Origin of the sequence: Micromonospora sp. SD12 (genome assembly GCF_052068495.1) — a bacterium.
In the GTDB taxonomy this organism is placed as follows: domain Bacteria; phylum Actinomycetota; class Actinomycetes; order Mycobacteriales; family Micromonosporaceae; genus Micromonospora; species Micromonospora echinofusca.
In genome coordinates this window covers 76,571-96,999 of the sequence record NZ_JBQHDF010000022.1, presented here as the reverse complement: position 1 = coordinate 96,999, position 20,429 = coordinate 76,571, and the positions used below count along the sequence as shown (strand labels likewise).

Here is a 20,429-nt window from a genome sequence, read left to right as displayed (position 1 = left end):
GGTGCTGCCACGGACGACTTCCTCCCCACGGCCATCAGACCATGATCAAGAAGCTCCATGAAAGCGGGGGTGGCTCACGGCACCTCGGTACGGCACTCCAGGTCTTGCGGAGTAAGGGACCTGAGGCGGCATACGCGGCCCTCCATCACGGCGGTGACTACAGGCTGAAGCGGCTGGGTCCATCCTTCTTCACCAAGCTGCTCTACTTCCTCGGCTGGGACTCGACGGCGGGCGACCACCGTCCCCTGACCCTGGACCAGTACGTGGTGATCGGCATGAACCGCTGCCGGGGCACGAGTTGGCGACCGCTTGGTCCCTGGAGCGCGGCCGAATACGGCGAGTACCTAACCTGGACTCACGAAAGAGCGAGTGGCTGGGGCGGCGGGACCGAGCCGGATGTCGTGGAGCGGACGGTTTGGGAGCACGGTCGATGAGGCCTGCTGCGAACACCGGCGGTACGGACCGCTCCCGCTCCTTTCCCACGCGCGTGTACTGACCCGAGTTGCCTATCAAGCAGTCATCATCATACAGACGCAACAACCTCGTCAGATTGGCCGACAAACGTAGGCTGTGCCGGCCACTCGCCACAAGCAAGGACTCCAATGCACTTGAGCCGTACCGTCACGATCCTCGCGACCGCCGTCACCGCGGCAATCACCCTGGCTGCCTGCGGCGGTGATGGTGGCGGAGCCGAGCCGCCTCCAACTCCCAGTGCTTCCGCGCCGGCCACCGGTCCCACGGCTTCACCGGCCGCGGCTACCTACAAGCGGCTCGACAAGGCGGTCCTCACCCAGGCACTGCTGCCGCTGAAGTCGATGCCGGCGGGCTACAGCGAGGCGCCGGACGAGGAGGACGACGGTAGCGACAAGACGTTCTGCAACTACCGGCAGCCCCACACCGCCAAGGTCGAGGTATCCCGGTCGTACCAGAAGGGCGGTGGCCTGAACACCGAGGTCGCCGTGGTGACGCTACGGCAATACGGCAGTGCCGATCAGGCCAAGGCGTCGTTCGACAAGCTGGCGGAGGTGCTGCAGACCTGCCGCAAGGACACTCTGAACGGTCAGAAGGTGACGTACGCGCTGATGAACCTACCGGAGACGGGCGAAGCCAGTCTGGGCGTCCGCATCGAGATGGACAACGGCACGGTGCTGCAAGGCTTCGCTCTCGTCGGCCCGGTCATGATCTCGACGGGTGCTGGCGGCTTGATGAGCGCGGACGCGGACGTAGTGGCCAGCCTGCTCGGCAAGCAGGTGGATCGGTACTCGGCCGCAGCCCTCGCGTAGCACCGCGAGAGCCCACACGTCGGTCCGGGCAAGTGAGTCCCCGACGTGCGAGTGTCGAACTGGCGACAGATTCACCACCGCCCATGACCCACAATCGAGCACCAGCCGCTGACATCACGGAGGAACCGAAGTCTCCCCGCAGAGAGGTCGTAGCAGCATGACCGGTGAGGTCTCCCCCCGGCGGCAGAACCTCAACACCCTCGCGATCACGTTGCTCGGCGTCCTTGTCGCAGGCGCATTGACGTACGCCTGCGCGCCGATCAACAAGCAGCAGGAGGACAAGGCGACCGACCCGCTGCATCTCGGGGAACCGCCGTTCCACGTCAGCGTCCGCGAGGCGTTCCACGAGGCTGACGACGGTGTCGCGTGGGTGTTCCCGACGGTGCTGCCACTGAAGGCGTTCTCCTTCATCGACGCCTCGCCGGCCCCCGGTCAGAGCCTCGAAGAGCGCCTGGCGGAGAAAGACCGGCGCCTCACCGCACTCGGCGGCACGCGGGTCGGCTGGATCTGCGCCCCGGATTGCGTCTCCGTCTCGCGCTACCGGCTGACCCTCACCGGCAATCGGAAGCAGCCGGTGCACATCGAATCCATGCGGGCCCGGATTCGGTCGGAACAGCCGGCACCGTCCGGGACGCGGCTGGTGATTCCGCCGGACGGCGGCGGACCCGTCGACGTCGTCTACTTCGACCTGGACTCCCCGCGCAAGGACGCCCTCACGGCCGACAGGGACGGCAAGCCGACCGGTCGGGTGTTCACCGATGTCGAGAACCGGTTCGCGGCGGAGGGAGAACCGCTGGTCTTCGAGCTGGTCGGCGCGACCCGCCGCCCGGTCCGCTACGAATGGGAGCTCGTGCTGGAGGTCACCCAGGACGGCCGCCGGGAGACGGTGGTCGTGGACCTGGGGTCGGGAAAACCGTTCCAGACCGTCGGCTGGCGCGCGGTGTCCAAGTACGGCGTGACCTACGGCCGCGACCCGAAGTCCGGGAACTCCCTCGTCGAGCTTGATTGGTGAGCCGCGCTACGGCCGCCCCGCGTAGTGCACGAACGCGACCTCGTAGGGTTGAAGTGCGGGATCGCCGCCGACGTCGAGGGGATCGACGAGACGCACCGTCCAGTATGGGTCTGTGCGGGAGATCAGGGGTTCATCGGCCACCTGCACCATAATCCCGCGGCCGCTGCAGTAGTACCAGGCGGTGAGCGGGCCTGGCCACGACGGGGCCGGGCCGCCCCACCGCCTGGTGCACTTGGTGCCATCTCGCAGCTCGATCAGTAGCGGACCACGCCGTTCTTCTGCCGGCGGATCAGCGCTGGCGACGGGTTGCCGCATCTCGTACCGGATCAACTGGTTGGTGCCCGGTCTTCCGCAGAGCACCTTGGTGCGGTCCGGCTCGACCCAGCAGGCGTGCGCGCCGAGCACGAACGGCAGGCACGAGACGATGTCCGGTGCGGTCGCCGAATAGGCCGGGAAGCACTCGTCCGGCTGCTGACTTCCGACTTCGGTGACCTGGTAGCCCGGCGCCGGTCGGCCGTCCCGGGTGACCGGCACGAACTGGACCACTTCGGTGCGGGCGGCCGGAGCGGGGGTGCGGGTGGTGCCGCTCAGCTCCGTGCACGCCGCGCTCGCCTGGAGGTCATGCTCGCTGGACGTGGTGACACAGACCACGGCATCCGCGGGCTGGGGAGCCGCCGTACAGACCGGAACACCGGCCCCCTCACGGCAGCCCCAGTAGAGCAGGGAGATTCCCGGCGAGACCACCCCGGTCAGCGCGAGCGCCCGCAGGGGTTCGCCTGGCTCCTGCATCACCCGTACGACCGGCAGGCACTCGCCGAGCACCGCCGCCTCGACGCACCCCCCGTCCCGCTCCCCCGCGACGGAGATCTCGGCGGCGGAGGAGGTGAAGACCACCCGTACGGGCAGCAGTTCGGGCTGCGGCCTCTCGCGCAGCAGCCGGGCGCCGACACCACCGGCAACGCCGACGAGAACGACAGCCAGGAGCAGCACCAGCGAACGCGGCCGACGTGCCATGGTCATCCCCCTACGCGTCAGTCAGGCGTGCACCCCGTCGCACCGCGCTGACCGCGACAGTCGTGCGGCCCGACAGCTCCATCCACCTGTGCGATCCGGCAACCCCGCGTACCGCTACGAACCTCGCCCGGCGGCACCGACTTTCCGCCATCACGAAGTCAGTCGCGCCGGCCAGCCGGGGCGATCGCCGTGACGTCCGCTCCCCCAATTCCGAGAGCCGGCATCGAGTTTCCCGCCCCAGGGTGAGACTGACAGTCGCAATGCCATCGGCACTGTCGGCTACCCGTCACCACGAAGACGACTGGTCCGGTCGAGCGCCGAGCCGGCCAGCCCCGCTGCCTACGGCTCCCGCATCCAGGTCTTCGGGTCCGTGACGAAGACACCCTTGCCCTGCTGCCGGCGGATCACCCGCAACGCCTCCAGCCGGGCGTAGGCCATCTGCACGGTCCCGTGACTGACGCCGTAGTTCTGACGCAGCTCGGCAATCGAGGGCAGCCTGTCCCCTGGCTTCAACTTCTTGGATCTGACGTCGGCGATCACATCGTCGGCGATGCGCCAATAGTCCGGCACTTCTCGCATGGCACTCCTCGCGTGGCAATCCGATTCGATCACACCGCGACGCGCCTAACAAGCAACGTTGACTCATCTGACATGTCTAGCTATGTTGGTTCCAGGCCGGTCCTCGCGTGGCATCGAGTTCGGCTCATCCCCTGGTCTGGGCGGGTGTCCATGCCCGTCCCGGCCCTGTCCGGCTGCTCTGCTGTCGTACCGCTGGATCGGGCTGCGGCGGCCGAGCGGGCGGGTCGTCCGCGACCCCCGCGCGGGCGACCCGCCCTTCCAGACCCCACCGCGCGGAGCCTGCGCGCTCCCGCCTGCCCTGGAGAGAGGGTCGTCGTGGCTCAGGTGTATCGAGGCGGCCAGCCCTACCCGGCCGGCTACCCGGGCCGGTTGACGCCGCACGAGGTGCGGACCCGCGAGTTCGTTGCACGCCGGCGCGGCGTCGACCCCGTGGAGGTACGCGAGTTCCAGGCCCGGGTCTCCGACGAACTGGCCATGCTCAACGAGACGGTACGGCTGCTCAGCCAGGAGAACGACCGCATCAAGCGGGCGCTGCGCGACTGGCAGACCATGCACGCGCGGCAGTGCCGGCCGCCGGAGGAGCACCACCGCAACGCCGGCCACTGCTGACCGCGCGCCCCTCCCCCGGCGACCTGCTCGTCGTCGACGGCCGGGCCTCGGTGCAGTTCGCCGGCGACCGCGCCCTGACCTTCCGCGTCGTCTCGGTCTGCGACCAACCGACGTACGCCGGCTGGATCTGGCTGACCGGCTACGTCCTGAACCGGCGCGGCGAGGCGACCGACAAGCGCGAGATCTACGTCCAGCTCGCCGGCCTCCGTTCGGCCATGGGCTCTCCCGCCCCGAGGCGGCCCCGTACCACCCGCTCCTATGCTTCACGGCGTGACCAAGGTGACGGCGCAGCAGCTCGCGACCGCTCGGGGCTGTGTGCTCGGGCTGATGCTCGGTGACGCCATCGGCGCGACAGGCGGCACGATGCCGGCGTCCGGGCCGCTGCCGGCTACCGCTGCCGGGCAGCTCGCCTGCTTCACCGTCGACGGCCTGATCCGCGCCCACGTCCGGCACCGGCACCGGGGCATCTGCCACCCGCCGAGCATGGTGTGGGAGTCGTACCGGAACTGGGCCGCGATCCAGGGCGTACCCGGCTTCGAGGTCCGCGGCGAGGGCAACGGGCTGCGGGGCTGGCTGGTGCGGGTACCGGCGCTGGCCGAGCGGCGCGGGTCGGCGCCGGCAACGGTGGCGGCGCTGCAACGGCGCGAGATGGGCACGATCGACGAGCCCCGCGGTACGAGCACCGGGGCGCACGCGCTCACCCGGACCCTGCCGGTCAGCCTCTACCCGTGCGAGGCGGCGGAGATGGCCGCCCTCACACACGCGGGCGACGCCGTCGGCGCCGCCGGGCTGGGTGGTGCGGTGGTCCGTCTGCTCGCCGTGGGACGTCCACTCGTCGAGGCCATCGGGAGCGTGGCGTCGGAGCCCGGGAAGTGGCCCGAGGCCGCCGAGCGGTCCCTGGTTCCGGCCCTGACGGCGGCCCGGTCGGGTCCCGCCTCGCGGGGTGAGCTGGCCCGCCTCGCCCCTGACGCGCGAGCGGTCTCCGCGCTGGCCGGCGGCGTCTACGCCGTGGCCTGCTTCCCGGGCCGGGAGACGGTACGCGAGGCGCTCCTGTTCGCCGCCTCGGCCGGCGACGGCGGCCATGCCGTTACGGTGGCCGGCGCCCTGCTCGGCGCGGCGCACGGGCCGGACGCGCTCCCGGTCGACTGGCTGTCCCGGTTGGAGTTGGCCTGGACGGCCGACACGCTGGCCCGCGACCTCGTCACCGAGCTGCACGACAGCCCGTCGGGAGGCGAATACTTCCCCCCGACCGATCCGCACTGGAGGACCCGCTACCCCAGCTGACGCCGGATCGGAGCGCGCTTGTGCGCAAGGTGCGACGGGATGATCGTCGTCCACCGGTCCGCAGGTCGTCCACGACCTGGCCCTCGTCGCGCGGCCTGTCAGGACGATGAGAGGTCTCCGGTCGCGCTCACCTGCCGGTTGGCGCCTGGGCGGACGTCTCCGGCGTCTGCCGTGACGCCCTGCTCGCCCGGATCTCGTCCAGCCTCGCTTCGAGCACCACGGCCTGGGCGACCGAGCCGCCTCGGACGCTGAGGCCGCCACGGGCCACGCGGTAGAAGAGGTCCCGCGCCTCGTTGGCCCGGTGCAGCAGGTCGGCGAGGTCGTTGTCGTTGCCCTGGTCGAGTCCGCGGGCCACGCGCTCGATCTCCCACACGGCGTCCCGCCACTCGCGTGCCGCCGACACGGTCGAGGCGTCCCCGAGCAGCAGGACGCTCTCCCAGGCCAACGTGTGCCGGACGTCCGCGTCGGCCAGGCGGGTGAGGCCTTCCTCCCGGTCCATCCGGTGCCCGCGCGAGTGCGGGCGCTCATCCGCGAGCATGCGCACGGCGACGGCGTGGATCTCCTTGATCACCCGCGCGAACTCGACGTACGCGTCGAGCCGCCGGTCGTCCCAGCGGACGGACTGGTTCCGCTTCCACCGGGTGCGGTCGGCGAGGGAGGTGGCGACGATCGTGCCGATGGTGCCGACCAGTACGCCGATGAGGGCGGGCAACTGCGTGACGATGCTTCCCATGCCTGGAGCCTGCCAGTCAGCGGCAAGCGGACTTCGCCACGGGACCACTCCGGGTAGAGGGCTTGACCCTCGAGTCGGTCGAGACCCGAGCATGTGCCGCGCAGACCCGACGGCCGACTGCCGGCCCCGACCGCGAGGAGCACGGTGGACACGAACGACGCCGACGACGTCATGGCGCACATCGGCCGTGCCCTGGAGCTGGGTGCGGCGGGCGACCGTACCGCCGCACGGGAGGCCCTCACGGCGCTCTGGGACCGGATCGGCGAGGACGGGGACGCACTGCACCGGTGCACCGTCGCGCACCACCTGGCCGACCTTCAGGATGCGGTCGCGGACGAGGTGACGTGGGACCGCCGCGCGCTGGCCGCCGTAGCCGACCTCAGCGACGAGCGCGTCCAGCGGCACCACGCTTCGTTGCGGGTCCGCGCCCTGCTGCCGTCCCTGCATCTCAACCTCGCCGACGCGTACCGTCGCGCCGGCGACGTGGCCGGCGCCCGGGAGCACCTGGCGCTCGCGGCGCCCCTGGCCGCCGAGTTGCCGGACGACGGGTACGGCACGATGATCCGCGACGCGGTCACCCGGGTGGCCGCACGGCTCGACGCCGGTTCCCGGGAACCCCTCGCCGCCTCCTGACACGCGCCCCCGTCAGCTCGGGACGTCGCGGCGGCGGAAGCCGGCCATGCCGGCCGCCAGCAGCGCCGCCGCCACCGCCGTCAGCACGGCCAGCGGCAGCACCGCCGGGTCGACCGCCGGGGCCGACGGCACATGGGTGTACGGCGACAGGTTCAGCGCCGCCTGTGGCAGGTCGAGCACCGCACCGAGCTGCCCGAGCAGCAGGAACACGATCAGCGCCGCCCAGGAGAGCGCCACCGACCAGCGGGGCAGCAGACCGAACAGCGCCGTCACCACCCCGGCGACCACCAGCAGTGCCGGCAGCCGTACCAGCGCCGCCCCGCCCAGCTCGACGGCCCGGCCGAGCGGGTCGCCGGCGACCAGGCCGTAGCCGAGCCCGGTGGTGAGCCCGCCCAACAGCACCAGGGCGAGTGCGCCGAACGTCGCCGCGAGCACCTGGGTGACGAGCCAGCGGGTACGCCCGACCGCCGTGGCGAGCACCGCCTCCAGCAGCCCGTCCGCCTCGTCGGTGCGCGTGCGCAGCAGCGCCTGCACGACGTACGCCCCGATGGTCAGCGCGAACAGCCCCAGCATCGCCGCCAGGTACGCGTCGATCAGCCGCGCGCCGCCGCCTATGGCGCTGATGGCCTCGGCGGCGGCCGGGTTCTCCTCGATCATGGCGTTGAACTCGTCGCCGGCGATGCCCATCGAGAACCCGAGCACCGCCACCCCGACCGCCCAGCCGAGCAGCGCGCCGCGCTGCAACCGCCAGGCCAGCCCGGCGGGACTGAGCAGGCCGGGCGTGGCCGTGGCCGGCCCGCGCCGGGGCGCGACGAGCCCGGCGCCGATGTCCCGCCGCTCGGCGAGGGCGTAGGCCGCCGCGACCCCGGCGACCAGCAGCGCCACGGGCAGCGCCAGCGTCCACCAACGTTCGCCGCCGAAGGCGCGCACCTGGTTGCCCCAGCCGAGCGGGGAGAGCCAGGACGGCCAGGCGCTGACCACGCGCAGGCCGCCGTCGGTCTGCTCGCCCAGCACGTCACCGGCCGCGCGGAGCAGGAAGGAGATCCCGACCGCGGCGGCGGCGAGCGCGTTGGCGCCCCGGGAGGTGACCGACAGTTGGGCGGTGACGGCGGCGACGCCGGTGAACGCCACCCCGACGCCACCGATGGCGGCGGCCGCGGCGACGGACCCGGCGAGCGGCAGCCCGGCGCCGGCCAGGGCGGCGGCGAGCAGGACGGTGGCGGCAACGTTCGCCGCGACGATCACCAGCAGGGCGGCGGTGAGCAGCGCGTACCGGCCGACGACGGAGGCGCCGAGCAGCTCCGCCCGGCCGGTCTCCTCGTTCTGCCGGGTGTGCCGGACGACCGCGAAGGTGCTCAGCAGCGCGGCGAGCAGGGCCAGCGTCACGTACGTCTCGGCGACCACCACCGCGCCCAGGTCGGTGCCGGCGATCGGCCCGTTGAACGCGCGGGCGACCAGACTGGACGCCGACGTGCCGGCGTAGCCGACCCGGGCCGCCTCGTCCGGGTAGAACTCCTTGACGCTGCCGGCGAGGGCGTAGCCGAGCAGGGGGGTGCCGAGCACCCAGATCGCCAGCCGGACCCGGTCGCGGCGCAGCACGAGGCGGGCGAGCCGCCCGGTGCCGGTGAACGCGCTCACCGGGCACCCGCCGGCCGGTCGGCGTCGGGGCGGTGGCCGTCGGTCGGGCCGGCCGGCGCGGAGGTGCCGGCGGCGACGGCGGGGCGTTCGTCGCCGTAGTGGCGCAGGAACAGCTCCTCCAGGGTGGGCGGGGCGCTGGTCAGCGCGCGTACGCCGAAGCGGACGAGGTGCCCGAGCAACTCGTCGAGGTGGGCGGGCTCGACCTCCAGGTGGGTGCGACCGTCGACCTCGCGCACGTCGTGCACGCCGGGCAGAGCGTCCAGGCCCGTCGCCGGCCGCGCGGTCTCGACGGTGACGGCCGTACGCGTGAGGTGGCGCAGCTCGGTGAGGGTGCCGGACTCGACGGTGCGGCCCTCGCGGATGATGCTGACCCGGTCGCAGAGCGCCTCGACCTCGGCCAGCACGTGGCTGGAGAGCAGGACGGTGGCGCCGTCGCGCTTGAGCTGGCGGACCTCGTCCTGGAACACGGCCTCCATGAGCGGGTCGAGCCCGGAGGTGGGCTCGTCGAGCACGTAGAGCTCGACGTCCGAGGCGAAGGCGGCGACGATGGCGACCTTCTGCCGGTTGCCCTTGGAGTAGGTGCGGCACTTGCGCGTCGGGTCGAGGTCGAAGCGCTCCAGCAGGTCGTCTCGGCGGCGCCGGTCGAGGCCGCCGCGCAGTTGGCCGAAAAGGTCGATCGCCTCTCCGCCGGAGAGGTTGGGCCACAGGTTCACGTCGCCGGGCACGTACGCCAGGCGGCGGTGCAGGGCCACCGCGTCGCGCCACGGGTCGGCGTCGAAGACCCGCACGTCGCCCGCGTCGCGGCGCAGCAGGCCGAGCAGGACGCGGATGGTGGTGGACTTGCCGGAGCCGTTGGGGCCGAGGAAGCCGTGCACCTCCCCCGCCTCGACCGTCAGGTCGAGCCCGTCGAGCGCGCGGACGCTGCCGAACGTCTTGACCAGGTCGTCGATGGAGATGACGGGCATGACCCCTCCTGCCGCTGGTGGTGCCAATGACCACACTGTACTGACCGATGGTCAGTCGAATCAACAGTGATGCCTCCCACCGGTCAGCGGCGGCTACGCTTGCCGCCATGACGGCGGACGCCCCCGACGACACGCGTACCCGGATCCTGCGCGCCGCGTTGGACCTGTTCGCGGAGCACGGCTACCAGCGCACCTCACTGCGCCAGATCGCGGAACGGCTGCGGCTGACCAAGGCGGCGATCCTCTACCACTTCCCCGCCAAGGAGCACCTGCTCACCGCCCTGGTCGAGCCGCTGGTGGCCGACCTGGAGGCGCTGCTCGACGCGGCCGAGGCGGGGCCGGCGGAGCGGGCCCGCTGGACGGTGCTGGAGGGCTGGGTGGACACCATGCTGACCCACCGCCGCCCGCTCGGCATGCTCTTCCACGACATCGCGCTCATCACCCGGGGCGACACCTTCCACCGTCTGATGCGCATCGCGATGCGCGCGAACGACCTGATCGCCGGGCCGGACGCCGGGCGCCGGGAGCGGGTGCGGGCGGTGCAGGCGGTCGCCGCGTGCAGCGACCCGATCGTCTTCTTCGCCGACGTGCCGGACGCGGCGCTGCGGGCGGACATGCTGGACGGCGTGCGCCGACTGCTCGGCGACCCGGTCGGCTCCGGCCCGCCCGACGGCACGGGCACGTCGGGCGGCGCGGGCACGCCGACAGCCGGTGCTGGCGCGGGCACGGCGGCCGACGGTGGCGCGGGTGCGCCGGCTTCCGGCGGTGCGGCGAGGGGCCGGCGCCGCCCCGGACGGCCCCGGGCGATGGGTCCGGAGCAGGTCGAGACGGCCCGGCGGATGTACGCCGAGGGCGGCCACTCGGCCGACGAGATCGCCGCCGCGCTCGGCGTCTCGCGGGCCACCGTCTACCGCCACCTCGACCCGGCCGTCGCAGAATAATGAGACGGTTTTCGCGACTGTTTTGAGAAGCGCGCGTCGGCCCGATCAGGCGGCGAGGGTGGCGTAGCGGCCGGCCCGCTCCAGCAGGCTGTCGTGGCTGCCGGACTCGACGATCCGGCCGTGGTCGAGCACGGCGATCTGGTCCGCGTCGCGCACGGTGGAGAGCCGGTGGGCGATCGTGATGGTGGTGCGGCCCCGGGCCACCTCGTCGAACGCCCGCTGCACGGCGCGCTCGGTCTCGGTGTCCAGCGCGCTCGTGGCCTCGTCGAGGATCAGGATGCGCGGGTCGCGCAGCAGCGTACGGGCGATCGCGAGGCGCTGCTTCTCGCCGCCGGAGAAGCGGTGCCCGCGGGAGCCGACGACGGTGTCGTAGCCGTCGGGCAGCCCGGCGATCAGGTCGTGGATCTGGGCGGCGCGGGCGGCGTCCTCGATCTGGGCGTCGGTGGCGTCCGGGCGGGCGTAGCGCAGGTTCTCCCGCACCGTGGTGTGCAGCAGGTACGTCTCCTGGCTGACCACACCGACGATCGCGGCCAGGTCGGCCAGGCGCAGGTCGTGCAGGTCGACGCCGTCGATGCTGATCCGGCCGCTCGTCGGGTCGTGCAGGCGGCTGACGAGCGCGGCCAGGGTGCTCTTGCCGGAACCCGTCTCGCCGACCAGGGCCAGGCCGGTGCCGGCCGGCACGTCGAGGGTGATCCCCGCGACGGCGGCGGTGTCGCTGCCCGGGTAGCTGAAGGTGACGTCCGTCAGGCGCAGGTCGCCCCGGACCCGGCGGGGGTCCACGTCGACCGGCTCGGCGGGATCGGCCACCTCGACGGGCAGGTCCAGGTACTCGAAGATCCGGGCGAACAGCGCCAGCGAGGCGGTGACGGAGACGCCCACGTTGAGCAGGCCCATCAGGGGGCGGAACAGCCCGCCCTGCAACGCGGTGAAGGCGACCAGGGTGCCGATGCTGAGCGTGCCGGCGGCGCCGGGCAGGCCGGCGCTGAGGTAGATGACCGCCGGGATGGCGGCGAAGACGACGCTCATGGTGGCCATCCGCCAGCGGCCGGCGAGTTCGGAGCGCAGTTCCAGGTCGACCAGGCGCTCCGACGAGGCGGCGAAGCGGGCGGCCAGGGCGGGGCCGGTGCCCAGCGTCTTGGCCAGGTGCACGCCGCTGACCGACAACCCCTCCTCGACGGTGACGTTGAGGTCGGCGAGTTCGCGCTGGCGCTGCGCGGTGATCTCACGGCGCAGGTGGGCGACGCGGCGAGTCAGCCAGATGGCCGGCGGCAGCACGACGAGGGAGACCAGGGAGAGTCGCCAGGAGAGCGCGACCATGGCCGCCGCGGTGGCGACCACCGTGGTCAGGTTGGCCGCGATCGAGGTGGCCGTCGAGGTGACCACGCTCTGCATGCCGCCGATGTCGTTGGTGATGCGCGACTGCACCTCGCCGGTGCGGGTGCGGGTGAAGAACGCCAGCGACTGCCGTTGCAGGTGGGTGAAGACATCGGTGCGCAGCCGGTGCATGACCTGCTGGCCGACCCGGGTGGAGATCCAGGTCTGCGCCACGCCGAGCACCGAGGTCACGGCGGCGACGGCGACCATGCCGGCCACCAGCGCGACCAGCAGCGTCAGGTCGCGCTCCGGCAGGGCCCGGTCGATCACGGCGCGCAGCAGGAAGGGCGAGGCCATGGCGAGCACCGAGGAGACCACGATGATCGCGGTGACGGCGGCGAGCGCCGCCCGGTGCCGGGCGAATAGGGCGCCGATGCGCCGCAGGGACACCTGGCGGGCCTGGGCCTTCTCGGCGGCGCTGACCTTGTGTGGGCCGCGGTCGCGGCCGGCGGGGACGGGTTCCAAGGCGTACTTCCTCACGTCGGAGATGCTGAGGTTGCCTCAACATGAGGGAGCAACAGCTTTCGCTGCTACCGTATTCCCGTGACGGCAGACACGCACCGCAGCGACGACGGCGGCGAGGACGGGCTCGCCGAGACGTTCTGGGCGGTGAGCCGTCGACTGCGCCACCGCACCCGCGAGGCACTCGCGCCCTGGGACGTCACGCCCGCCCAGTCCCGGGCGCTCGGCGTACTCAACCGGCACGGCGCGCTGCGGCTCAGCGCGCTCGCCGAGCACCTGCGCATCGCCCCGCGCTCGGCCACCGAGGTCGTCGACGACCTCGAGACGCGCGGGCTCGTGCGGCGCCGGCCCGATCCGGCGGACCGGCGCGCCACCCTGGTCGCGCCGACCGAGGAGGGTACGCGCACCGGCGCCGCCATCCGCGCCGCCCGCCGGGCCGCCGCCGAGGAGCTGTTCGGGGGCCTCGCGCCCGCCGACCGGGAACAGCTCGCCCGCATCCTGCGTACGCTGCGCGACTGACGCAGCCCACCGAGCCCGCGCCCACCGGGGAGCGCAGCCGGGTCCCCACCCGGGTTTGTCGCCCCCGGCGGCGGGTAGCCCAGCCGCCCGTCCTGCGGACGGGACCGGGCCCCCGCGAGCGGCGGTCCGGCGCAACCACGACGCCGACGGGAGTGATCACGGTGGGTCCGACGCCCCGCAAGCCCGGTGACCACTGACCATGTGCGGCATCAGCGGCGAGGCGAGGTTCGACGGATCGACGCCGGACGCCGACGCGGTGACCCGGATGACCGAGGCGATGCGCTCCCGGGGCCCCGACGGTGAGGGCCTGTTCGACGACGGCTGGGTGATCCTCGGGCACCGCCGCCTCACCGTCATCGACCTCACCGAGGCCGGCTCCCAGCCGATGGTCCGCGACGACCTGGGGCTGGCGCTGGTCTTCAACGGCTGCGTCTACAACTACCCGCAGCTGCGCGAGGAGCTGCGCGGCGCCGGGCACACCTTCCACTCCACCAGCGACACCGAGGTCGTCCTGGTGGCGTACGCGCAGTGGGGCGAGCGCTTCGTCGACCACCTGGTCGGCATGTTCGCCGTCGTGCTCGTGGACCGGCGGCGGCGCCGGCTCGTGCTGGCCCGCGACCGGCTCGGCATCAAGCCGCTGTACCTCGCCGAGTCACCCGGGCGGCTGCGCTTCGCCTCCACCCTGCCGGCGCTGCTGCGCGCCGGCGACGTGGACACCTCGATCGACCCCGTGGCGCTGCACCACTACCTCTCCTGGCACTCGATCGTGCCGGCGCCCCGCACCGTCCTGCGCGGCATCCGCAAGCTGCCCCCGGCCACCGTGCGCGTCGTCGAGGCCGACGGGCGCAGCCGCCAACACGTGTACTGGCGGCCCGACTACGCCCGGGACCCCGCCCACGCCGGCATGGACGCCGAGGACTGGCGGGCGGCCGTCGGGGACGCGCTGCGCGAGGCGGTACGGCGACGGCTCGTCGCCGACGTCCCCGTCGGTGTGCTGCTCTCGGGCGGCCTGGACTCCAGCATGATCGTGGCCCTGCTCGCCGAGGCCGGGCAGCAGCACCTGCGGACCTTCAGCATCGGCTTCGACAGCCGCGGCGGCGAGGCCGGCGACGAGTTCCACTACTCCGACCTGGTCGCCCGCGCCTTCGACACCGACCACCACCGCATCCGGCTCGCCGACGACGACCTGGTCCCGGCCGTACGACGGACCGTCCACGCCATGACCGAGCCGATGGGCAGCCACGACGTGGTCGCCTTCCATCTGCTCTCCGAGCAGGTGGCCCGGCACGTGAAGGTGGCCCAGTCCGGCCAGGGCGCCGACGAGGTCTTCGCCGGCTACGGCTACCACCAGCCCCTGACGCGGGTGCCCCTCGACGGCGCGGCGGCGGCCTTCGCCGAGGCGTTCTTCGACCGCGACCACGCCGAGCTGAACCGGGTGGTCGACCCCGCGTACGCCTGCGACCGCGACGCCAGCCGCGAGCTGCTCGCCGCGGACCTGGCCGCGCCCGGCGCCCAGACGGCGCTGGACGCGGTGCTGCGCCTGGACACCCACCTGATGCTGCCCGACGACCCGGTGAAGCGGGTGGACAGCATGAGCATGGCGTGGGGGCTGGAGGTGCGCACCCCGTTCCTGGACCAGGACCTGGTCGCCCTGGCGGCGGCCTGCCCGCCCGAGCACAAGGTGGCCGACGGCGGCAAGGGCGTACTCAAGGCGGTGGCCCGTCAGGTGCTGCCCGCCGAGGTGATCGACCGGCCGAAGGGCTACTTCCCGGTGCCGGCGCTGCGCAACGTCGACGGCCCCGTACGGCAGCTCGTCGCCGAGGCCCTCGCCGCGCCCGCCGCCCGCGAGCGCGGCCTGTTCCGCCGCGAATACGTCGCCGAGCTGCTGGCGGAGCCGGATCGGGCGCAGGCCGCCGCCGGCAGCAACAAGCTCTGGCAGCTCGGCCTGCTGGAACTCTGGCTACAGTCCCACGACGTCCGCTGACCGCGCCGCCCCGGGGGCGTCATGGCAACGGGACGGCTCAGCCGGCGCGGGTCTCGGTGGCGAGATGGTCCAGGACGGCGCGCACGTCGTCGCCCGTGCGGGCCATGACGCGGCGTTGCCTGGTGGCGCCGTTGCCGTCGCGGCGCAGCCGGAGCAGTTGGTCGCGTACGTAGTCGAGGTCGCCGTGGCGGGCCAGGGCCGGCGTGACCGTGTCGACGAGCTCCCCGACCATGTCCCAGGCGGGACGGGCGATGCCGGCGCGCAGGTCGATGAGGTCGCCCTCCAACCCGTCGTGGGCGGCCCGCCAGTGCGCGGCGGAGACGAGGCAGTCGCGGATCCGCCGGGCGGGGACCCCGGCACGGGCGTCGTCGGCCAGCGTCGCGACGAGCGCCCGGACCAGCCCGGCGACCAGCACGGCGTCGTCCACGGCGGGGCAGACGTCGCCCACCCGCACCTCCACCGTGGGGTACGCGGCCGACGGGCGGGCGTACCAGTAGACCATCGCCGCGTCGAGCATGATCCCGGCGTTGATCAGCTCCGCCACCGTCGCGTCGTAGTCGGCGACGGACTCGAAGTGCGGGGTCGGCCCGATGCTGGGCCAGCGTTCCAGCTGCATGGAACGCCAACTCGCGTGCCCGGTGTCGCGGCCGTCGTGCAGCGGCGAGTTGGCGGTGATCGCCTGCACCACCGGCAGCCACGGTCGCAGGTGGTTGCAGACCTGGATGGCCAGTTCGCGGTCGGCCATCCCCACGTGCACGTGGCAGCCGCACACGGCCGGATCGTGCGCCACCGGCCCGAACCGCCGGGACATCGCGTGGTAGCGCGGTTTGTCCGGCACCGTCCGGTGCGGCTCGTGCACGGGCGTGGCGCCGACCGCGACGAGCCGGGCCCCGGCGGCCTCGGCCGCGTCGCCGACCGAGCGACGCAGCGCCACCAGGTGGGCGCGCAGCTCGGCCAGGTCGGCGGTGACGGGCGTGACCATCTCCACCATGCTGTGCCGGAACTCCTGCCGGCTCTGGTCCCGGGCGCTGCCGGACAGCGCGGCGAGCACCCGGTCGGCGACCGGCAGGCTTTCCCCCGTGTCCGGGTCGAGCAGGAGGTACTCCTCCTCGACCCCCAGCGTCAGCGTCGCAGTGTCGGAGGCGGTGGCAAGTGTCGGACGGTACGTCATGGGCGCGGCGTCCGTTCGTCGGGCGGCGCGCCGGGCGCCGCGCTGCCGGACGACCCGGATTCCCGGCCCGCCGACCGGGAAACGCGCAGGCCAGGACGCGGTCCGCCGGCCGGGCCACAGGCCGTCCCGACGCGCCGGACCGCCGGGCCGCAGGCCGCCGAGCCGCAGGCCGCCGGGCCGCCGAGCGGCCGAGCCGCAGGCCGGCCCGACGCGCCGGGCGGCCAGGCCGGCACCCGCTCTCGCGGCCGGCGGTCAGCGCGGGGTCGCCGCCAACAGGCCGGCCACCGCGTCGGTGGTCTCCGGATGCGCGGCCAGCAGGGCGGTCAGGCCGGCGGACGCGGCGGCGTCGCCGTCCGGCTCGCGCCAGCCGCCGTCGCAGCCGAGCAACGCGGCGACGGCGTCGACGCTCTGCGGGTTGGCCGCCAGCAGGGCGGCCACCGGACCGGACACCACGGCGGCGAGCGGCGACGTCGGCGGGGTCGGGGCCGACCATGGCGGCACCCAGGCGTCCAGCGCGGCCAGCGAGCCGGGGAACGTACGCCCCGCCTCCCGCACCAGCAGCGGCACCAGCTCCGCACCGTGCTCGCGCAGGGTGGTGATCAACGTGGGGAGCCACGGCAGCAGGACCGGGTCGGGCAACCGGGCGAACGCGGACGACATCACCTCCACGACGAACGGGGCGAGCCCCGGCACCGGCTCCAGGGCCTGCACGAAGCCGCTGAGGTACTGCGGGAAGGCGGGCACCACCAGCGGATTGCCGAGCAGCTCGGCACACCGTTCGCGCAACTCGGCCAGCGGCAGCAGGCCCAGTTGGTGACGGGCGGCCCAGAGCAGCGCCACCTTGGCCGGCGCCTCCGGGTGCGACTGCGCGACGGCGAGTTCGAGCTGGGAGCGGTCGCAGCCCAGGGAGAGCGCCAGGCTCTCCATGCCGAACAGGAAGCCGAGCATGGCGCCGACCTGACGTACGCCGCTGTCCTCGTCGAGGAACGCGGTGGGCAGCAGCGTGCAGTAGTGCGCGTACCCCGTGGTCACGAACGCCTCGCACCAGGCCGGCAGCGGCCCGGTGGCGCGGTGGTGGGCCAGCAGCCGCCGGATCCGGCGCAGCACCTCGGGGGCGTCGTCGACGGTGCGTTCGGCGGCCAGCAGCTCCACCGCGCGGGTGCCGAGCTCGTCGACCAGGCGCGGGCTGTCGAGCAGCCGGATGGCGTCCTCGACGGCCCCCAACGCCACCGAGGCCGTCGCGTCCGGGCCCCGTACGGCGCGGCGCAGGCGCTGCTCCAGCACCTGCTCGACGGTCACCCCCTCGTAGCCCAGCTCGATGAGCGAGCGTTGGTTGCGGCCGAGCGCCAGGTCCCAGCTCTCCTGGATCGAGCGCTGCCCCAGCCGGCGCTCGCCCATGATGGGCCGGACCGCGTCGGACGGCAGCAGGTGCCGCAGCCGCCACAGCAGATCCGAGCACGGCACCAACTCGGGGCTGGCCCGCAGGTCCACCAGGGCCCGCTGGATGGTGCGCTTCTCCAGGTCGAGCCCGAGCGGGGCGAGCCGGTCGTGGACGTCGCGGGCGAGCGGCGGAAGGGCCTCGTAGCCCACCTGGCCGACCCGGTCGCCGCCGAACAGGATCTCGCACAGCCGGCGGACGTCGCGGCGGCCCGGGACGACGTCCTTCTCGATGCAGGTGACCGCCGCGTCGGCGAAGTCGTACGGCGTGGGGCGGGCGCGGTTGCGCAGGCCGGCGAGGAGGATCGAGGTCTCGAAGACGGCGATCGCGTCGGCGGTGCTGGCCAGGTAGCCGTTGCGCCGGGCAAGCCGGACGATGTCGACGCACCAGCCCCGCAGCTCCGCCTCGTCCAGGCCCTGCGCCACCGGCGGCCGGGCGAGGTAGCCCGAGAGCCGGTCGGCGAGGCCGGCGGCGGGCGCGGGGGCCGCGGTGGCCCGGCGGCGGCCGGCGGTGCGGGTGCGGCCGCCGCGCTGCCCTTCCAGGCGGAACGGGGCCAGCCCGGTGCGGGCGACCGCCTTGGTCCAGGTGGCGGCGGCGATCGACACCGAGCCGGGAGCGAGGCCGAACTGCGCCTCGATGGCGGAGTGGCTCGACGGAATCAGGCCGTAGTGCCACCGGGTGCCGGTGCGGGGACCGATGTCGAACGGGGCGTCGGCCCGCAGCCCGAACTGCTCCACCCGGCTGGCGGCGTGGAACGCGCCGCAGACGTAGAGGCAGTCGGCGGGGTCGGCGCCGGAGGCCGCGAGGTGCTGCCGCATCCGGGTCCACATGTAGCGCTCGCGGTCCTCGTCCCGGTCCCGGGCGTCCGACCCGGCCGGACGCAGCCGCCGGAACAGGCTGCCGATCAGCACCATCACCTGCCGGTAGGTGTCGTGGTCGGCGTCGGCCAGCGGCTGCTCGACGTACTGGTCCCACCACTCCGACCAGTGCCGGACCTTGCCGTGGTGCAGCAGGTACGCCTCCAGCTCCGCGAAGCGGGGCCGCAGGTCGCCGATCTCGACGCCGATCGCGTCGCCGTGCAGGGCCGCCTCCTCCCCCGCCGGCGTGGCGGTCTCGACGTCCCCGCCGGACGGGGCCTCTCCGGCGGTGCCGGGCGGGACCTTGTCGGCGGTGCCGGGCGGGCGGGGCAGCCACTGGAAGACGTGGTCCGTGGAGCGGTCCACCAGCACCAGCTCGACGCCCGGCGTCTCCAGCGCGTACGCGATGGCCTGGTATTCGGCGCTGGCCTCGGTGATCGGCGCGACCACGCTGAGCGGCCCCCAGTCGGCCGGAAAGCCGTCCAGCTCCGAGGCGAACGCCTGCACGGCGACCGGGAGGCGGCAGTTGCGCAGCTCGCCCAGCAGCGGCTGGAGGTCCTCGCAGAGCTCCAGGTAGATCACCTTCGGCTGCTTCGCCCGCAGCCTGCGCACCATGGCCAGCGCCGACGACGGGGAGTGGTGGCAGACCGGGAAGATCTCCAGCTCCTCGCCGAGGGCACGGTCGACGTCGTCGACGATGCCGGCGAGGATCTCCGCGACGGCGTCCGAGCTGCCGGCGAAGGTGCTGGCGGCGGCGGTGAGCTGCTCGCGCAGCGCGCCGAACGGCCCGGGGGTGGTGGGGGCGGTCACGACAGGGCGGCGATCGCCTGGCGGCCACCGTCGAGGAAGCCCTCCCAGCCGCCGCCGTCCTGCTTGGCGCGCGGCTCGACCACCCCGTGCAGGTACTTGTTGAGGATCGCCAGGTCCTCCGGGCTGCGGCGGGCCAGCGAACCCACCAGCGATCCGGCCAGCGTCGCGGCGCGCAGGGTGCGGTCGCCGAAGAACTGACTGTGCAGGATGGCGTCCTCCAGGACACCGATCTGCTCGGCGGTGGACAGCGCCGACTCCAGCTTCTCGTCGTCGCTGGTCGCCGAGGAGGCGGCGGCGCGCAGGTCGGCGAAGCTCTGGAGCAGGATGTCCAGCAGGGTCGGCGGCACGTCCAGGGTGATCTGGTGACGGCGCAGCAGCTCCTCGGTGCGGAAGCGGACGATCTCGGCCTCGCTGCGCTTGTTGGTCACCACCGGGATCCGGACGAAGTTGAACCGCCGCTTGAGCGCCGAGGAGAGGTCGTTCACGCCCCGGTCCCGGCTGTTCGCGGTGGCGATGATCGAGAAACCGGGCTTGGCGAAGACGATGTTGTCGTGGTCCAGCTCCGGGATGGAGACGTACTTCTCCGACAGGATCGAGATCAACGCGTCCTGCACGTCGCTCGTGGAACGGGTCAGCTCCTCGAACCGGCCGACGGTGCCCTGCTCCATCGCCGTCATGATCGGCGAGGGGATCATCGACTCCCGGGACTGGCCCCGGGCGATGACCATGGAGACGTTCCACGAGTACTTGATGTGGTCCTCGGTGGTGCCGGCGGTGCCCTGGACCACCAGCGTCGAGTTGCGGCAGACGGCGGCGGCCAGCAGCTCGGCCAGCCAGCTCTTGCCGGTGCCCGGGTCGCCGATCAGCAGCAGGCCCCGGTCCGACGCCAGGGTCACGATGCTGCGTTCGACGAACGTGCGGTCGCCGAACCACTTCTGCGGGATCTCCCGGTCGAGCCCGTCGGCCCGTTCCGAGCCGAGGATGAACAGTCGGACCATCCGTGGGCTCAGCCGCCACGAGAACGGCTTCGGGTCGGTGTCGACCGACTCCAGGAAGTCGAGTTCCTCGGCGTACTTGACCTCGGCGGGGGCACGCAACATCTCGGACATGAGGGGTTGTTCTC

General features: G+C 73.2%; 18 protein-coding genes. 9 read left to right on the top strand and 9 right to left on the bottom strand.

Going from position 1 to position 20,429, the window contains the following annotated elements; translation table 11 throughout:
- The 3 genes from ACTMS2_RS27110 to ACTMS2_RS27100 all read left to right on the top strand — a co-directional run.
- On the top strand, window positions 1-434 hold a 434-nt coding region (locus ACTMS2_RS27110; protein ID WP_441177925.1), incomplete at its 5' end, for an 8-oxoguanine DNA glycosylase OGG fold protein.
- 174 nt (window positions 435-608) lie between these two features.
- Window positions 609-1,283 carry a hypothetical protein gene (locus ACTMS2_RS27105; RefSeq protein WP_441177924.1) on the top strand — a complete coding sequence of 225 codons (675 nt, stop codon included), beginning with the start codon at window positions 609-611 and terminating at the stop codon, window positions 1,281-1,283.
- Between the two features lie 157 nt (window positions 1,284-1,440).
- Complete coding sequence (locus tag ACTMS2_RS27100; RefSeq protein WP_441177923.1) at window positions 1,441-2,295, top strand: hypothetical protein; 855 nt, start codon at window positions 1,441-1,443, stop codon at window positions 2,293-2,295.
- Window positions 2,296-2,301: 6 nt separating this feature from the next.
- Here ACTMS2_RS27100 and ACTMS2_RS27095 read toward each other — a convergent pair whose 3' ends face one another.
- Both ACTMS2_RS27095 and ACTMS2_RS27090 read right to left on the bottom strand, forming a co-directional pair.
- A complete protein-coding gene (locus ACTMS2_RS27095; RefSeq protein ID WP_441177922.1) occupies window positions 2,302-3,309 on the bottom strand; it encodes a hypothetical protein in 1,008 nt (335 codons plus the stop codon).
- Between the two features lie 339 nt (window positions 3,310-3,648).
- Complete coding sequence (locus tag ACTMS2_RS27090; RefSeq protein ID WP_357565614.1) at window positions 3,649-3,888, bottom strand: winged helix-turn-helix domain-containing protein; 240 nt, start codon at window positions 3,886-3,888, stop codon at window positions 3,649-3,651.
- A gap of 315 nt (window positions 3,889-4,203) precedes the next feature.
- Between ACTMS2_RS27090 and ACTMS2_RS27085 the strand changes: the two genes are divergently transcribed.
- Window positions 4,204-4,497 carry a DivIVA domain-containing protein gene (locus ACTMS2_RS27085; protein ID WP_441177921.1) on the top strand — a complete coding sequence of 98 codons (294 nt, stop codon included), beginning with the start codon at window positions 4,204-4,206 and terminating at the stop codon, window positions 4,495-4,497.
- 270 nt (window positions 4,498-4,767) lie between these two features.
- The gene (locus ACTMS2_RS27080; protein ID WP_441177920.1) at window positions 4,768-5,781 is read left to right on the top strand and encodes an ADP-ribosylglycohydrolase family protein; all 1,014 of its coding nucleotides are present in this window, start codon (window positions 4,768-4,770) and stop codon (window positions 5,779-5,781) included.
- A gap of 127 nt (window positions 5,782-5,908) precedes the next feature.
- On the opposite strand, the gene ACTMS2_RS27075 is transcribed toward ACTMS2_RS27080, so the two are convergent.
- On the bottom strand, window positions 5,909-6,514 hold the full coding sequence (locus tag ACTMS2_RS27075) for a hypothetical protein (protein WP_441177919.1): 606 nt from the start codon (window positions 6,512-6,514) through the stop codon (window positions 5,909-5,911).
- A gap of 171 nt (window positions 6,515-6,685) precedes the next feature.
- Here ACTMS2_RS27075 and ACTMS2_RS27070 point away from each other — a divergent pair, with 171 nt between their 5' ends.
- Window positions 6,686-7,147 (top strand): hypothetical protein, encoded by a 462-nt coding sequence (locus tag ACTMS2_RS27070; protein WP_441177931.1) that lies wholly within the window; start codon window positions 6,686-6,688, stop codon window positions 7,145-7,147.
- Window positions 7,148-7,159: 12 nt separating this feature from the next.
- Here the strand turns inward: ACTMS2_RS27070 and ACTMS2_RS27065 are convergent, their stop codons facing one another.
- Together ACTMS2_RS27065 and ACTMS2_RS27060 are read right to left on the bottom strand one after the other, a co-directional pair.
- Window positions 7,160-8,785 (bottom strand): ABC transporter permease, encoded by a 1,626-nt coding sequence (locus tag ACTMS2_RS27065; protein WP_441177918.1) that lies wholly within the window; start codon window positions 8,783-8,785, stop codon window positions 7,160-7,162.
- Window positions 8,782-9,750: an ABC transporter ATP-binding protein gene (locus ACTMS2_RS27060; protein WP_441177917.1), complete on the bottom strand. Its 969-nt coding sequence runs from the start codon at window positions 9,748-9,750 to the stop codon at window positions 8,782-8,784. The genes ACTMS2_RS27065 and ACTMS2_RS27060 overlap by 4 nt, the downstream gene beginning before the upstream one ends.
- 107 nt (window positions 9,751-9,857) lie before the next feature.
- On the opposite strand from ACTMS2_RS27060, the gene ACTMS2_RS27055 reads away from it, so the two are divergent.
- Entirely contained in the window at window positions 9,858-10,691 is an 834-nt protein-coding gene (locus ACTMS2_RS27055) for a TetR family transcriptional regulator (protein ID WP_441177916.1), read from the top strand.
- Between the two features lie 45 nt (window positions 10,692-10,736).
- Here ACTMS2_RS27055 and ACTMS2_RS27050 read toward each other — a convergent pair whose 3' ends face one another.
- Entirely contained in the window at window positions 10,737-12,455 is a 1,719-nt protein-coding gene (locus ACTMS2_RS27050) for an ABC transporter ATP-binding protein (RefSeq protein ID WP_441177930.1), read from the bottom strand.
- A gap of 153 nt (window positions 12,456-12,608) precedes the next feature.
- Here ACTMS2_RS27050 and ACTMS2_RS27045 point away from each other — a divergent pair, with 153 nt between their 5' ends.
- Window positions 12,609-13,046, top strand: coding sequence for a MarR family winged helix-turn-helix transcriptional regulator (locus tag ACTMS2_RS27045; protein WP_441177915.1), 438 nt, complete (start codon window positions 12,609-12,611; stop codon window positions 13,044-13,046).
- A gap of 199 nt (window positions 13,047-13,245) precedes the next feature.
- Window positions 13,246-15,030, top strand: coding sequence for an N-acetylglutaminylglutamine amidotransferase (locus tag ACTMS2_RS27040; protein WP_441177914.1), 1,785 nt, complete (start codon window positions 13,246-13,248; stop codon window positions 15,028-15,030).
- Between the two features lie 37 nt (window positions 15,031-15,067).
- Here ACTMS2_RS27040 and ACTMS2_RS27035 read toward each other — a convergent pair whose 3' ends face one another.
- From ACTMS2_RS27035 to ACTMS2_RS27025, 3 genes are all read right to left on the bottom strand, one after another.
- The gene (locus ACTMS2_RS27035; RefSeq protein WP_441177913.1) at window positions 15,068-16,201 is read right to left on the bottom strand and encodes a carboxylate-amine ligase; all 1,134 of its coding nucleotides are present in this window, start codon (window positions 16,199-16,201) and stop codon (window positions 15,068-15,070) included.
- Window positions 16,202-16,453: 252 nt separating this feature from the next.
- Window positions 16,454-19,306 carry a hypothetical protein gene (locus tag ACTMS2_RS27030; RefSeq protein WP_441177912.1) on the bottom strand — a complete coding sequence of 951 codons (2,853 nt, stop codon included), beginning with the start codon at window positions 19,304-19,306 and terminating at the stop codon, window positions 16,454-16,456.
- On the bottom strand, window positions 19,303-20,415 hold the full coding sequence (locus ACTMS2_RS27025; RefSeq protein WP_101410573.1) for an ATP-binding protein: 1,113 nt from the start codon (window positions 20,413-20,415) through the stop codon (window positions 19,303-19,305). The genes ACTMS2_RS27030 and ACTMS2_RS27025 overlap by 4 nt, the downstream gene beginning before the upstream one ends.
- Window positions 20,416-20,429: the final 14 nt, after the last annotated feature.